The sequence below is a fragment of the Paenibacillus sp. p3-SID1389 genome (assembly GCF_025151705.1).
Classification (GTDB): domain Bacteria; phylum Bacillota; class Bacilli; order Paenibacillales; family Paenibacillaceae; genus Fontibacillus; species Fontibacillus phoenicis.
In genome coordinates, this window is the sequence record NZ_JALXVO010000076.1 from 1 (window position 1) to 14,461 (window position 14,461).

At 50.9% G+C, this 14,461-nt stretch carries 15 protein-coding genes; all 15 read left to right on the plus strand.

Annotated elements, in window-relative coordinates; translation table 11 throughout:
* Positions 1-175: 175 nt before the first annotated feature.
* The 15 genes from rapZ to M3G15_RS20080 all read left to right on the plus strand — a co-directional run bounded on the left by rapZ (position 176) and on the right by M3G15_RS20080 (position 14,414).
* Entirely contained in the window at positions 176-1,066 is an 891-nt protein-coding gene (rapZ, locus tag M3G15_RS20015; protein WP_009224997.1) for an RNase adapter RapZ, read from the plus strand.
* Between the two features lie 124 nt (positions 1,067-1,190).
* The gene (locus M3G15_RS20020; RefSeq protein WP_260071877.1) at positions 1,191-2,135 is read left to right on the plus strand and encodes a gluconeogenesis factor YvcK family protein; all 945 of its coding nucleotides are present in this window, start codon (positions 1,191-1,193) and stop codon (positions 2,133-2,135) included.
* Between the two features lie 5 nt (positions 2,136-2,140).
* The gene (gene whiA, locus M3G15_RS20025; protein WP_036645079.1) at positions 2,141-3,070 is read left to right on the plus strand and encodes a DNA-binding protein WhiA; all 930 of its coding nucleotides are present in this window, start codon (positions 2,141-2,143) and stop codon (positions 3,068-3,070) included.
* 109 nt (positions 3,071-3,179) lie between these two features.
* Positions 3,180-3,449, plus strand: coding sequence for an HPr family phosphocarrier protein (locus M3G15_RS20030; protein WP_009224994.1), 270 nt, complete (start codon positions 3,180-3,182; stop codon positions 3,447-3,449).
* 154 nt (positions 3,450-3,603) lie between these two features.
* Positions 3,604-4,359 (plus strand): SIMPL domain-containing protein, encoded by a 756-nt coding sequence (locus M3G15_RS20035; protein ID WP_260071871.1) that lies wholly within the window; start codon positions 3,604-3,606, stop codon positions 4,357-4,359.
* 208 nt (positions 4,360-4,567) lie between these two features.
* Entirely contained in the window at positions 4,568-5,542 is a 975-nt protein-coding gene (locus M3G15_RS20040; protein WP_009224989.1) for an ABC transporter ATP-binding protein, read from the plus strand.
* Positions 5,539-6,390: an ABC transporter permease gene (locus M3G15_RS20045; RefSeq protein WP_009224988.1), complete on the plus strand. Its 852-nt coding sequence runs from the start codon at positions 5,539-5,541 to the stop codon at positions 6,388-6,390. Before M3G15_RS20040 ends, M3G15_RS20045 begins: the two co-directional genes overlap by 4 nt.
* Complete coding sequence (locus M3G15_RS20050) at positions 6,387-7,193, plus strand: ABC transporter permease (protein ID WP_009224987.1); 807 nt, start codon at positions 6,387-6,389, stop codon at positions 7,191-7,193. The genes M3G15_RS20045 and M3G15_RS20050 overlap by 4 nt, the downstream gene beginning before the upstream one ends.
* Before the next feature lie 46 nt (positions 7,194-7,239).
* Complete coding sequence (locus M3G15_RS20055; protein ID WP_311202307.1) at positions 7,240-8,286, plus strand: ABC transporter substrate-binding protein; 1,047 nt, start codon at positions 7,240-7,242, stop codon at positions 8,284-8,286.
* A gap of 131 nt (positions 8,287-8,417) precedes the next feature.
* Positions 8,418-9,197 carry a DUF3298 and DUF4163 domain-containing protein gene (locus M3G15_RS20060; protein WP_260071872.1) on the plus strand — a complete coding sequence of 260 codons (780 nt, stop codon included), beginning with the start codon at positions 8,418-8,420 and terminating at the stop codon, positions 9,195-9,197.
* Positions 9,198-9,376: 179 nt separating this feature from the next.
* Entirely contained in the window at positions 9,377-10,789 is a 1,413-nt protein-coding gene (gene uxaC, locus M3G15_RS20065; protein ID WP_260071873.1) for a glucuronate isomerase, read from the plus strand.
* Positions 10,790-10,808: 19 nt separating this feature from the next.
* Positions 10,809-11,810 (plus strand): LacI family DNA-binding transcriptional regulator, encoded by a 1,002-nt coding sequence (locus M3G15_RS20070; RefSeq protein ID WP_260071874.1) that lies wholly within the window; start codon positions 10,809-10,811, stop codon positions 11,808-11,810.
* Positions 11,811-12,381: 571 nt separating this feature from the next.
* Complete coding sequence (locus M3G15_RS20075) at positions 12,382-13,164, plus strand: IS3 family transposase (protein ID WP_260071875.1); 783 nt, start codon at positions 12,382-12,384, stop codon at positions 13,162-13,164.
* A 6-nt stretch (positions 13,165-13,170) separates the two neighbouring features.
* Positions 13,171-13,266, plus strand: a complete 96-nt coding sequence (locus M3G15_RS21730) for an IS3 family transposase (protein WP_397376644.1) — start codon at positions 13,171-13,173, stop codon at positions 13,264-13,266.
* A 398-nt stretch (positions 13,267-13,664) separates the two neighbouring features.
* Positions 13,665-14,414, plus strand: a complete 750-nt coding sequence (locus M3G15_RS20080; RefSeq protein ID WP_260071876.1) for a hypothetical protein — start codon at positions 13,665-13,667, stop codon at positions 14,412-14,414.
* Positions 14,415-14,461 lie beyond the last annotated feature (47 nt).

Consider the following 14,461-nt stretch of genomic DNA (forward strand, 5'->3'; position numbering starts at 1 on the left):
CTAGGAGATCTTATTTCGGTCAATTGCAGCTCAAGGGTCGTCATCAGAGCCAGATAAGGTCTCTGGGGTCCGTTACAGTGGGAAATGGTCGGGAAATAAGCAAATAAGGTCATTACAGTCCGTTACATCATCCTTTTAGAATGGACAAGGAGAATTACGCGAGGAGGGAATAATCATGCCGGAGAAGGAAACAAGTTCGGTCGCCAATCTGATCATTATCACGGGCATGTCGGGGGCAGGGAAGTCGCTGGCCGTGCGCAGTTTGGAGGATCTCGGATTTTTTTGCGTAGATAATTTGCCTCCGGTGCTGATTCCCAAATTCGCAGAATTGATTGAGCAATCCAAAGGGAAAATCGCCAAGGTTGCGCTGGTCATCGACCTGCGCGGCCGGGAGTTCTTCACGGCGCTTTCGGAGTCGCTTAGCTTTATTAAGGAGCATTTCACCATCAAGTGTGAAATCCTGTTCCTCGATGCCACCGATTCGGTCCTTGTGCAGCGGTATAAGGAAAGCCGCCGCCGCCATCCGATGGCCCCGGACGGGATGCCGCTGGACGGCATCCGGCTGGAACGCAAAATGCTGGATGATTTGCGGATGTCGGCAACTCAAGTCATCGATACCAGCAATATGAAGCCGGCACAGCTCAAGGAGAAGATCATTTCCCGATTCTCGCATTTGGAGAGCAGCAACTTATCGGTGAACATTACATCGTTTGGATTCAAATACGGGATTCCGATCGATGCCGACCTGGTGTTCGACGTGCGCTTCCTGCCGAATCCGCATTACATCGAGCAGCTGCGGCCGCTCACGGGACAAAACAGCGAGGTATATGAATATGTTATGAAGTGGCCGGAGACGCAGACATTCCTGGCCAAATTGCTGGATATGCTGCATTTCTTGCTGCCGCAATACCATAAAGAGGGGAAGAGCCAGGTCATCATCGGCATCGGCTGCACCGGCGGCAAACACCGTTCGGTCGCGATTGCCGAATACCTGGGTAAGATGCTTGGCGTCAGCGAAACGGAAACGGTCCGCGTAAGTCATCGCGACGAAGGCCGGGACCGCTAACCAAGCCCCCTGCAAGTATAGAGGACATTCAAAAGGATAACCTGTTCCCTTTTTGAACCCTCATTAAGAGGTGAACCAAGTGATACATCGGGCTAAGGATATAAGAGTTCCGCGGATCGTCGTGATGGGCGGCGGTACCGGCTTGTCTGTCATGCTCCGCGGGTTGAAAGAGAGACCGCTCGATATCACGGCTATCGTAACTGTAGCCGACGATGGGGGCAGCTCCGGGATCTTGCGCAATGAATTACAAATGCCGCCACCCGGGGATATACGCAACGTACTTACCGCGCTGGCCGACGTCGAACCGCTGCTGTCGGATATGCTGAACTACCGGTTTGCATCGGGTTCGGGATTGGCTGGGCATAGCTTGGGCAATCTGATCTTGGCGGCGATTACCGATATTTCCGGCGATTTCGTGACCGCGGTGCGCGAGCTGAGCCGCGTCTTTGCCGTACGCGGGCGCGTGTTGCCGGCTGCGGGTCAGGCCGTCGTGCTGCATGCGGAGATGGAAGACGGTACGATCGTGACCGGGGAATCGAAGATTCCGGAGGTTCGAGGTAAGATCAAGCGCATTTTCCTTGAACCGGAGGAGGTGGAGCCTTTGCCGGAAGCCGTAGAGGCGATTCGCGAGGCGGACGCCATTCTGATCGGACCGGGCAGCTTGTACACCAGCATTATTCCGAATTTGCTTGTACCGAAGCTGGCAGAGGCTGTATTGGAAAATACCTCCGCGATCAAAATATTCATATGCAATGTCATGACCCAGCCGGGCGAGACGGACAATTATACGGTCAGTGACCACTTACAGGCCGTGTATAATCACGTCGGCAAGCATCTGTTTGACTACGTCATCGTGAACGACGGCGAAATTCCGCCGCAGGTTCAGGATTTTTACGCCGAGAAAGGCGCCAAGCCGGTCCAAGTGGACTGGGATAACGTGACGGGTCAAGGCTATAAGGTCATTGCCGATACGCTGGTGTTGTTCCGCAGGTATTTGCGGCATGACGCCGATAAATTAAGCCATCATATTTACCAGCTGGTTGAAAACTGGATTTTACGAAAGAGGTGAGTCTCTTGTCCTTTGCGGCGCAAACCAAAAAAGAGCTGACGATGGTCGAAGCCTCGGACTGCTGCGAGCAGGCCGAACTATCCGCTTTGATCCGGATGAACGGATCGGTACAGGTTTCGAACAAAAAGATCGTTTTGGATATCTCCACCGAAAACGCCGCGATCGCAAGGCGGATCTACTCCCTGTTGAAGAAGCATTTTCACATTCACACGGAGCTGCTGGTCCGCAAAAAGATGCGCCTCAAGAAAAACAACGTCTACATCGTTCGCATTCCGGCCCGGGTTGAGGAGATTCTGAAGGAGCTGAAAATCGTCTCCGAGGGATTTATTTTTAATCCCGGGATTAATCCGGAGCTCACTCGGAAAAACTGTTGTAAGCGGGCTTATCTGCGCGGGGCGTTTATGGCCGGCGGGTCGGTCAACAATCCGGAGGGTTCGTCTTACCATTTGGAGATCGCCTCGATGTACGAAGAGCATTGCAAGGCGCTGGTCGATCTGGCGAACGAGTTTCATCTGAACGCACGTTGCATCGAGCGGAAGAAAGGTTTTATTTTGTACATCAAAGAAGGCGAAAAAATCATCGAGCTCCTCAGCATCATCGGCGCGCATCAGGCGTTGTTCAAATTCGAGGACGTGCGGATTATGCGCGACATGCGTAATTCCGTGAATCGCATCGTGAACTGCGAGACGGCGAACTTGAACAAAACGATTGGTGCCGCTGTCCGGCAGATCGACAACATCAAGCTGCTCCAGAAGGAAGTCGGTCTGGAGAACTTGCCGGAGAAGCTGCGGGAGGTCGCTGAGGTTCGCTTGGCTCACCCGGATATGAATCTGAAGGAAGTGGGCGAACTGCTGAAAGGAACGGTCAGCAAATCGGGGGTAAATCACCGGTTGCGCAAGATCGATGAGCTTGCCGAAAAAATTCGCGGGGGCTAAACTGGTTTTGCTGCTAGTGTGTTTTGTACTCCGTATGCTATAATGATAGAAATTATAATGTCAACGAATGTGACGAAATGGATTGAATTCGTATAGGGGGTAAGTTTTCATGGTCAAACACCCGGTTACCGTTCGTTTGAAAACGGGGCTGCATGCTCGGCCGGCTGCGCTTTTCGTTCAGGAAGCGAATAAATATTCTTCAGAGATTTTCGTTGAAAAAGACGATAAAAAAGTGAATGCCAAGAGCATCATGGGGATTATGAGCCTTGCAATCAGTACCGGTACCGAGATTTACATTAGTGCGGAAGGTGCGGACGCTGAGCAGGCTGCAAACGCTTTAATCAATTTAGTCAGCAAAGAGGAGCTGGAGAACCAGTAAACGCTGGTTTCGCCTTACGAAACAAGGGGATGTTTCCGTGAAAGGATCACGGGATCATCCTTTTTTGCTTTTTACTGCAACATTTGTCCACGGTTTACGTTTAGAAGGTAAAATTACCAATACTTATCCCAAAAAATGAACGGAGGTCATGAACATGAAAACATGGTTGAAGCCTGCAGCTTCCTTGCTGGTTGCGGGAACATTGATTACCGGAGGTATGTTTGTAAGCGGTGCCCTTAACGCGCCGGTGCCGGTTTATGCGGATGGCGAGATGCAGAAGAATGTGGTGACGGTGGTGGGCAGCGGCGAATTGTCCGTGAAGCCGGACGTGGCGTACCTGTCGATTGGGGTGGTGACGGAAGCTAAGACGGCGAAGGAAGCCCAAAGCGCCAATGCAACTAAAGTGGCCGCGCTCATCAAGCTGTTGAAGGAGACGTGGGGGATTGCCGACAAGGATATCCAAACCGGCCAATTCTACGTACAGCCAAACTATACGTATAGCGACAAAGAAGGCCAGCAGATCAAGGGGTACAGCGCCCAGCATTCGCTGGAGGTCACTTACCGCGACTTGTCGAAGATAGGGCAGCTGCTGGATGCGGCATCCGCTGCGGGAGCCAACCGGATCGATAATATCCGCTTCAGCACCGAAAATCCGGATCAGTACCAAGACCAAGTGATCCAAAAAGCGATGAATGACGCGAACAAGAAAGCAGCATCGATCGCGAAAGCCGCGAACCGCCAGCTGGGCATTGTGCTTAGCATCAGCCAAGGCAGCACCAGCACACCGATCTTCACACAGAACCTGAAGATGAGGGAAATGGCTGCAGCGGATTCTGCCGTGAGCACACCGGTGGAACCGGGCGAAATCGACCTGCAAACGACGTTAACTGTGATGTATGAGTTGAAATAACCCGTTCATTTGAGACCACCTCTGATTTTTTGAGGTGGTTTTGTTTCTGACTGCCATAGAACCCAACAAAAACTATTGTAACCCGCGCCAAAACAAGGTATAGTGAATATGCGAAAAAATGAATCGAAGTACCCGATAAAGCCATACCAATGGATATGGCTTTTTTTTCTTAGGAAGACAAGCCTACATTGAAGGAGTTGATGCAAAGATGATAGAACTGGCCGCGGTGGAGAAGCACTTTGCGGGACAGGTCGCCTTGCATCCGCTATCGCTCACGATTAAGGAAGGGGAATTCCTCACCTTGCTGGGCCCAAGCGGCTGCGGCAAGACGACGATTTTGCGCATGATCGCCGGGTTCGAGCAACCGACCTCCGGGAAAATCCTGCTGGACGGAAAGGACCTGACGAATTTGCCGCCGAATCGCCGGGATTTGAACCTTGTCTTTCAACATTATGCATTATTTCCTCATATGACGGTGGAAGAGAATGTCGCCTTTGGACTGAAGATGAAAAAGATGCCGATCAAGCAGCAGCAGGAACGTGTGCGGGAGGCGGTTGAGATGACGCAGCTGACCGCGCTCACGAAGCGGTATCCGCACCAGCTGTCCGGCGGGCAGCAGCAACGGGTGGCCATCGCGCGGGCGATCGCCAACAAGCCGCGGGTGCTACTGCTCGATGAGCCGCTGGGCGCGCTGGACCTGCAGCTGCGCAAAAGCCTGCAGGCCGAGCTCAAGCAGCTGCAGCGCAGTCTGGGCATCACGTTCGTCTACGTGACGCATGACCAGGAAGAAGCGATGATGATGTCTGACCGCATCGTCGTGATGAACAGCGGCCGAGTGGAGCAGATCGGCACACCGCGGGAAATTTACGCACAGCCGGCTACGTTGTTTTCGGCCACCTTCGTTGGCGAGAACAATATTTTCTCCCGGGACGGGCAGCTGTTCGCCGTGCGTCCGGAGAAGCTCAAGGCCGTGCGGAGCGGCGAAGGCGTCGAAACGAAGCGCAGCGGCGAGCTGATGGACGTGCTGTACCTCGGCGGCGTGCATAAGCTGATCGTGCAGCTGGATAACGAACCGATGACCGTATCCATCGTGCTGGATGTCAACGATGAGCGTACGTGGCAAATCGGGGAGACGGTTGGGGTGGATTGGAAGCCGGAGGATGAGGTGGTCATCGGATCATGAAAAAATCTGGCTTAAGCATGCTGCCGGTGTTCCTGTGGTTATGCCTGTTCCTGGTTGTGCCGATGCTGATCGTCATAGGCATCTCTTTTATGGGTCGTGACGAGCTTGGCAATGTGGTGCTGGACTTTAATTTGGATGCCTATGCGTTATTTTTTGACCCGTTATATTTGGGCATTTATTGGGATACGATTGTGTTATCCGTGATGACGACCGCATTATGTCTATTGCTCAGTTACCCGTTGGCCTATTATATTGCGAACGCCGGTCCGAGAATGCAAACCTGGGGCCTGGTGCTTATTACCGTGCCGTTTTGGATCAACTTTCTGATCCGCACTTATGCCTGGGTGCTGCTGCTGCGGACGCAAGGGATCGTCAATGAGTTCTTGCTCAGCATCGGACTGATCTCCGAACCGCTGCAGATGCTGTATACGAAGGGCGCTGTGTTGCTCGGCATGGTGTATACGTTTATTCCGTTTATGGTGTTGCCGATATTTGTGGCGTTGGAGCAGATGGACAAGCGACTGCTGGAGGCGGCCAGCGATTTGGGTGCGTCGAGCTGGAAAGCGTTCTGGCACATTACGCTGCCGCAAACGAAGTCGGGGATCATGACCGGCTCCGTGCTGGTGTACGTTTCGACAACCGGCATGTTTGTCGTGACGGACATTCTCGGCGGGGCGAAATCGGCAATGATCAGCAACATCATTCAGAGTCAGTTCCTTGGGGCCCGCAACTGGCCGTTTGGCTCGGCGTTGTCCGTGATCTTCGTGATCACCTCGCTGATTCTGATTGCGCTGTTTAATCGGGCGATGACGTCCCGGTATCAAAGGGTGCGGGAGGTGCGTTCATGAAAACCAAAAGCCATCCGCTGCTCGGCGTTCATTCGCTGATCATGATGATTTTCATCTATGTGCCGATCCTGTTTATCGTTGCGTATTCGTTTAACAGTTCCAGGCTAGCGGCCGATTGGAGCGGCTTTACGTTCGACTGGTACATCTCGCTGTTTGATAACCGCCATGTCATGGAGGCCTTGGCCAACAGCTTAACCGTGGCGATCGTCTCAACGGTAATCTCGACGGTGCTTGGCACGCTGGCGGCGCTGGCGATGCGGAAGATCGGACGCCGCTTGAAGCCGGGCATGGGCGGCTTGTTGTATTTGCCGATCATCATTCCCGATATCATCATGGGCTTGTCGTTGCTGGTACTGTTTAATCAGCTCCATATGCCGCTGGGTAAAATAACGATTATTATTGCCCATATCACCTTTAGTTTGTCCTACGTCTACGTTGTCGTGACTACGCGTCTTTCCGGCATGGGGGGACAACTGGAGGAGGCAGCGCAGGATTTGGGGGCGAGCTCGTGGCAAACCTTCCGATACGTGACGTTGCCGCAGATTGCTCCGGGCATTATCTCCGGGGCCTTGATCGCGTTTACGCTGTCGCTGGACGATTTCATGGTCAGCTTCTTTGTTAGCGGGCCAAATTCGACCACATTGCCGATTTATATCTATGGGCAGGTCAAACGGGGTATTTCCCCGGAAATTAACGCGCTGTGTACGATTTTGATCCTGGTGACGGTCGCTTTGATCTTCCTGGCGCAATTTGTGCTGAATCGCGGCAAGGGCCAGAAGAAACAATCATTGCTGCCGTTTTAGGCGAATTTTGATATTCCATAAGACGAAACCGAAGGGAGATTGGGAATTGAACAAAAAGAGATGGGCCGGTCTCGTACTGGCAGGGATGTTGGTTGCCGGACTATTGTCGGGTTGCGGATCGTCGAAAGAGACGCTCAACATTTACAGCTGGGCGGATAACTTTGACGAGGAAGTGCTGGAGCAGTTCGAGAAAGAGTTTGACGTAAAAATCAATTATGACGTGTTTGCCAACAATGAGGATCTGCTGGCTAAAATTAAGGCGGGCGGCGGCGGTTACGATTTGATTCAACCGTCCGATTACATGGTGGCTACGATGATCAAGCAGGATCTGCTGGCACCGCTGGATATGAACAACATTCCGAACTTTGCGAACGTGTCTGACGCGTATAAAAACCCTTCCTACGATCCGGGGAACAAATACTCGATCGTATACACTTCGGGGGTTACGGGGATTGCGTATAACAAGAAATACGTGAAAGACGAGATCGACAGCTGGGAGGACCTGTGGAATCCGGAATACAAGGGCAAGGTCATTTTGCTGGACGATAACCGCGAAGTAATTGGTATGGCCTTGAAAAAGAACGGCTATTCCAACAGCTCCACCGACGAAGGTGAAATCACGACGGCTGTGGAGGATTTGAAGAAGCTGCTGCCAAGTGTGCTGGCTTTCGATACCGACAACATCAAGCAAAAAATGATTCAAGAAGAAGGCTGGATCGCCACCGTATGGTCGGGTGACGCTTCCTACATTGCCCAAGACAATCCGGATGTCGCTTATGTAGTACCTAAGGAAGGCGGCACGATCTGGTCGGATAACTATGCGATTCCGAAGGATTCGAAGCATAAAGAGCTGGCCGAGAAGTTTATCAACTTCATGCTCGATCCGGAAATTAGCGCGAAGAACTACGAAGCGATCGGATACAGCGATCCGAATGTGAAAGCAGCGGAGTTCCACAGCGAAGAATACCGGAACGACAAGATGATTAACCTGTCAGAGGATGAGTTGTCCCGTACCGAATGGCTGGGTGACGTAGGCGATAAGCTGCAGCTGTACGACCGGTACTGGACTGAATTGAAGAGCGGCCGTGAGTAATATCGGCTTACATTTTACAATAGCGCCAGGCGCTTTCCTTGAGGGAAGGCGTGCTGGCGTTTTTGCGTACATGAATTTTTGCCACCCGGGTCATAATTTAGGTATTAACCGATAGAGGGTGGCGATAACAAGTGAAGCGTAACACGGTAGAAATGATCACTTCGCTGATGACCGCAGGCTTGATGATATCCGGCTTAGCCGTTGTTCCGGCCGAAGCTGCGCCGCAGTCTCCAGTCGAGATCAGCGGGAAGGCGAATGAGGCAGGCTCGGCGCTTGTGCAGGAGCGGCAAGGCGTCAAAATCACGAACCATACGATTGAGAAGAAGATTCCGGAAGCGTCGATTAAAGTCGACTATCCACAGCTGAGCGGATTAAAGCACAAGTCGGTGCAGAAGAAGATCAATAAGCTGTTTAAGGTAAAAGCCGAGAAATTTGTGGCCAATGCGTTGAAGGAAGCGAAAGCGGGACAGCCTTCAACCCCCAGCGGGAACCCCTATGAGTATGTCGGTACTTACAAAGTGACGTTCAACCGCGACGGGGGGCTCAGCCTCTATCAGGACTGGTACTCCTACACCGGCGGTGCGCATGGGATTACCGTACGCGACGGCTTAACATTCCGGCTGGATAACGGAAAGCTGCTGACGCTGGACGAGCTGCTCCGGGCAAACCCGAATTACCGCAGCATCGTCGATCCGGAAATCGCTAAGAAGCTGCAGGAAACGGAAGGTTACTTCGGTAACTTCAAAACGATCGGCTCGAATCCGTCATATTATGTGAAGGACGAGGGCGTGACGATCTTTTTCCAACTGTACGAATACTTGCCTTACGTGTTTGGCTTCCCGGAATTCTACTTCCCGTTTAGCCAACTGCTGCCGCCGGGAACGAATCCGTTTGATTTCAACACACGCTGAGGTTTTGTCGAATCTAGGCTCATGCCCTCTTGGCTGCATTCGCGGCTGAGGGGGGCTTTTTTAATCGGTCAAGGGCCCATATTCTCTCTTGCGTTTTCCGATAAAACGTTTACAATATTAAGCAGCATACTAATGTTAACGTTAACAATGAGTTGAACTAAATGAAGGGAGAATGGGAAATGGCGAAGAAATTTTTAGGGGAAAACTTTCTGCTGAACAGCGAGACGGCGGAGAAGTTGTATCATCAATACGCGAAGGAACTGCCGATCATCGATTATCACTGCCATTTAAGCCCGCAGGAGATCTACGAAAATAAGACGTTCCGCAACTTAACCGAGGCTTGGCTGGACGGCGACCATTACAAATGGCGGGTGATGCGGGCCTGCGGCATCGACGAGGAACTGATCACCGGTGGGGCGGACGATTACGACAAGTTTCTCGCCTGGGCGAAGGTAGTGCCGCAGCTGCTGGGGAATCCGCTGTACCATTGGACGCACTTGGAGCTGCAGCGGTTTTTTGGGATTGACAAGCTGCTGAATGAGGAGACTGCGCCGGTCATCTGGGAACAAGCGAATGCCCAGCTGCAAAGTGAAGGCTTTGGCGCGCGGGACTTGATTACGAAATCGAAGGTGACAGTGGTCTGCACAACCGATGACCCGGCGGATTCGCTGGAGTACCATTTGAAGATCAAGGAGCTGGAAGGCTTCGATACGTTGGTGCTGCCGAGCTTCCGACCAGACAAGTTCCTGGAGATCAATCGTGCCACGTTTAAGCCTTGGCTGGCAAAGCTGGAGGCGGCGGCTGGGAAGCCGATTCAGAATTATGGGGCGCTATTGGATGCGTTAAGAGAACGGATCGACTTCTTCCATGAGATCGGCGGCCGCGTATCTGACCACGCGCTGGATACACTGGAATACGAGAAAGCGACGCTGGAGGAAGTGGAGGCGATCTTCGCGAAGGCGCTGAGCCAAGGTTCGGTAACGCCGGAGGAGGAACGGAAATACAAATCGTATACGATGGTGTTCCTGGGCAAGGAATACGCTGCCCGCGGCTGGGCGATGCAGCTGCATATTCATGCGTTACGGAACACGAATACGGCCATGTTTCAACGGCTGGGTCCGGATACGGGCTATGATGCGATTAACGACGGGCCTCTGGCCGAAGCGCTGGCCCGGTTGCTGGACGCGATCGAGCAGGACGGCGGGCTGCCAAAGACGATCCTGTATTCGCTGAACCCCAATGATTACTGGGCGCTGGCCAGCATCATGGGAAGCTTCCAAGGCGGGGGCGTTCCTGGTAAAATCCAATTTGGCACCGCTTGGTGGTTCAACGACAACAAGGACGGTATGATTCAGCAGATGCACACGCTGGCCAACTTCGGCGTGTTGTCGCAATTCATCGGGATGCTGACGGACTCCCGCAGCTTCCTGTCCTATACACGGCATGAATACTTCCGCCGCCTCTTATGCGACGTGCTTGGCGATTGGGTGGAGCGCGGCGAGGCGCCGGAGGACTATGCTCTGCTGGGCCGGATCGTCACGGATATTTGCTACGGCAATGCTAAGCGGTATTTTGCTTTTCCTGAGGCATAGAAAGGATTGACGCTGTTGTATGTCCGCTACGATCAAAGACATCGCCAAGCTGGCGAATGTCTCGCATATGACGGTTTCCCGGGCGTTGAACAACAGCCCGCTGATTAAAGAGGAGACCAAACGCAAGATTATGGAGATTGCTGAGCAGCTGAACTACGTGCCGAACTATAACGCCAAAAGTTTAGTGCTGCAGCGTTCGCATACGATTGGATTGTTTTTTACGAGTATGGTTCAAGGGACTTCCTCCAGCTTCTTGGCCGAGGCGATCCGCGGTGTGAGTCAGGAGGTTGGCGTCCAGTATAACTTGTTTCTGCGGGGGATTGACGATTTTGAGGACTTTAGCTCGATCCATCGGCGGCGGTTCGACGGCATCCTGCTCATGAGCCAAAGTGAGCGTGACGACACATTTATTCGTCATGTGCGGGAGCAAGGAATTCCTCTGGTCGTGCTGAATCGGAATGCGGACGATCCGACCATCGTCAATTTCGTGTCCAATGACCGGGCAGGGGCTTACGAGTTGACGCGATATTTGGCGGGCTGCGGGCATACGCGCATTGGCCTGGTAGAGGGAATTGCCGGCTATAAGTCGACGCAGGAGCGCAAGGAAGGGTATTTGCGGGCGATGAAGGATGCGGGCTTGGCCGTACGGGAGGAATGGCTTGTCGAGGGCCGCTACGACGTGGAGAGCGGTTATCTGGCGATGCATCGGTTGCTGGCGTTGCCGGAGCGGCCAACTGCGGTGTTTTGCTGCAACGACGACATGGCCATCGGTGCGATGAAGGCCGCGGCGGAGGCGGGATTGCGGATTCCGGCGGACGTCTCGGTCGTTGGCTTTGACGACATCGGTTTCTCGCACTATACGAATCCGCCGCTGACAACGGTGAAGCGGCCCATTGAGCAACTCAGCCGGATGGGCGCGCGCAAAATCCTTGAGCTGATCGACGGGGCAGCGGCCGGCGGGGAGCTGGTGCTGCTGGACACGCGGCTCGTGTGTCGCGAGTCGGTTGGGGCGCTGCATTAATCCGTGAGGCAGGTGAGCTGCGGGGAGGCAGAAGCAAACCGGCCCGAACGCGCGGCGATGGGAGCGACGAGTGTTGCAGGGAGCGCTGCCCTATTGAGTTGAAGGTGTGCTGAGAATACTAGAAAAAACGCTATTACAAATATTTGGGGCTGTGACGAAATGAACTAGAAGCTGGGCATAGAAAAAAGGGCTAGTTATGTTGTTGTGAAAAGAAAAACTGCTGAGAAAATGAAGTGCACCCCTTATAGTGGACATTGGAAAAACACCCTGGTGTTTAAACCGATGAAAACTATAGGGGGTGCTTTTCGTATGGCAAAAAGGGGCAGAAGTTTCTTTCATACAGTTTTGACACAAAGAAGAAGGCAATTGAAATGAGGCTTCAAGGAATGACAAAGCAGAAAGTGGCCGAGGTATTGGGGATCGAAGATCTTGGACGATTGAAAGTATGGATGAGTCGTTACAAGAAAATGGGAGAATTCGGACTAATGGACCACCGCGGGAGACGAAGAGAGTATGTCGATGAAGATCGTTACGTGAGACGGTTGGAGATGGAGAACGCTGTCCTAAAAAAGTGGTTGGCCATTACGAAGGCGGAGGTGTACCAGAGAAGCATCGGCTCGTCAAAGAGCTTAGACAACGTTATAGCGTCTCCGAGCTCTGTAAAGAAGTTGGAATTTCACGTAGCGGATTCTACGCCTATTTAAAGCGGAAGACAGAAGAGCAGGATCGTGAGCTAAAGGCGCTGCTACATGCGTTGTATACGAAATACGACGGGAAATACGGCTACAGACAACTTCAACTCTTCCTTCTTCAAGAACATGATTTACGGATCAATCACAAGAAGGTTCTACGATTAATGCAAGAGCTCGGTATACGCTCTAGAATCCGGTGCAAGCATCGATGCAATTACGCAAGCTCTACAGGCGGGCGGGTTGCAGAAAATCTGCTGCAACGGGATTTTAAAGCTGATTTGCCGAATCAAAAGTGGGTGACTGACGTCACACAGTATCGTGTTGGAGATACTTGGTTGTACCTCTCGACGATTAAAGATTTATTCAATAACGAGGTCGTCGCTTACAATATGAGCTTGAGAAATGACAACCAACTTGTCTTGCAAACATTCGAGAAAGCCTTTGAAAAGCAAAAGGACATGACCGGATTGATCGTTCACAGCGATCAAGGATTCCAGTACACGTCCTATGCTTACAACGACATGCTGCCAAAGGTTGGCGCCCAAATCAGCAAGTTTCGCCGAGGCAATTGTTATGATAATGCCTCGATGGAGAGCTTCTTCTCGCATCTTAAAACGGAAGGACTCTATCCTTATGATATCCGAACTTTAGAGGAAGTATAAAGGCGAATAGAGGACTTCATTCACTTTTACAACCACCGCCGTCCTCAACGAAAATTGAACAAGCTGACGCCGGTAGAGTACCGACGTCAGCTTGTTGCCTAGGGTCTTTTCTGTTGTCCACAAAATGGGGTCTTGACCAAAATTTTGGTGGTTTTTCTTTTTGATATTTAGATAGAAGTGGTTTTCGATTCTACCAGGAAGAGCTCAGCCCCGTACAGCGGCACACTTCAAGGGAGACGTGGAATTGTATATTAAGCTCGCTTACTTTGTAACAACCGTATTATCTGAATCAGGGGCATTCTCGCCCACTATAAACAGTTTCGACAAGTTGAGCCATCACTGGTATTTTAGTTTAAACCAAAACTCTACAAGATGATTGATCGCAAATAGAATGTATCTATACATAAAAAACTTCAATAATAGAAAAATATGGTAGAAAAATGCCTGAAAATAAGATATATTAACATATGATAGAAAATATTATATAAGGAGAGATTATATTGAAAAAACTAGCAAGTCTTGTTATGTCACTTGTTTTTTTGTTAACTCTAGTTGGAAATACCAGCTTTGCTCAGTCGACCTCCTTTGATGAAAAGATTATTTATAAGGCTAAAGAAATAACTGATATCAATTTGCTTTATGAAAGGGCAAAAAATGGGGTCACAGATGAAAAAGATGATAATTTCAAAGATTATGTATCAATAATGGGAGCGGTTTCGGAAAATGATGAAATAAGACAATTCTCTACAACCCAAAAATTATTAGAGGTGGAAAAGAATAATGAGACGATTGAAAGCTTTAAAACTGTCTCATTTGTGGTTGTTTCTGAAAAGCATGATAATGGTATTATTCGACCGTTTGGGAGTAAAGATGAGGAGCAATGGGACGGGGCATACGGCATCAGGGCTTATTCAACTGTATACTATACTAGATCAACAAATGGGAATTTATATACTTATACATTGAATTCTGTATCTGGTGGATGGGATAATATCGACAGCCAATATAGCTTGTCAGGCCGCCATGTTAGATATGGTGTATCAGGAAATAGGGCTGGGGGAGGAGTTGTGTTAGAGCACGAGGATAAATATCCAACGGGTAATACTTTCTCTTATAACGCCACTTCTGCAATGTCCTATCCTGTTGAAAGTAGGGTTATAATGGGCCTGAATTCATATATTACAATTAAACGTGGGACTAGCTCAACGTGGGAGCTTCATCATCAGAATAATCTTGAATATAATTGGTAATTATTTATTCAGTACAAGAATGATTTTGTAAATAAATAATGAACAAC

What these genes read in the sequence shown, in the direction of transcription:
- rapZ (WP_009224997.1), top strand. Translation starts at nt 176, where the DNA reads ATGCCGGAGAAGGAAACAAGTTCGGTCGCCAATCTGATCATTATCACG.
- M3G15_RS20020 (WP_260071877.1), top strand. Translation starts at nt 1,191, where the DNA reads ATGGGCGGCGGTACCGGCTTGTCTGTCATGCTCCGCGGGTTGAAAGAG.
- M3G15_RS20030 (WP_009224994.1), top strand. Translation starts at nt 3,180, where the DNA reads ATGGTCAAACACCCGGTTACCGTTCGTTTGAAAACGGGGCTGCATGCT.
- M3G15_RS20035 (WP_260071871.1), top strand. Translation starts at nt 3,604, where the DNA reads ATGAAAACATGGTTGAAGCCTGCAGCTTCCTTGCTGGTTGCGGGAACA.
- M3G15_RS20040 (WP_009224989.1), top strand. Translation starts at nt 4,568, where the DNA reads ATGATAGAACTGGCCGCGGTGGAGAAGCACTTTGCGGGACAGGTCGCC.
- M3G15_RS20045 (WP_009224988.1), top strand. Translation starts at nt 5,539, where the DNA reads ATGAAAAAATCTGGCTTAAGCATGCTGCCGGTGTTCCTGTGGTTATGC.
- M3G15_RS20050 (WP_009224987.1), top strand. Translation starts at nt 6,387, where the DNA reads ATGAAAACCAAAAGCCATCCGCTGCTCGGCGTTCATTCGCTGATCATG.
- uxaC (WP_260071873.1), top strand. Translation starts at nt 9,377, where the DNA reads ATGGCGAAGAAATTTTTAGGGGAAAACTTTCTGCTGAACAGCGAGACG.
- M3G15_RS20070 (WP_260071874.1), top strand. Translation starts at nt 10,809, where the DNA reads ATGTCCGCTACGATCAAAGACATCGCCAAGCTGGCGAATGTCTCGCAT.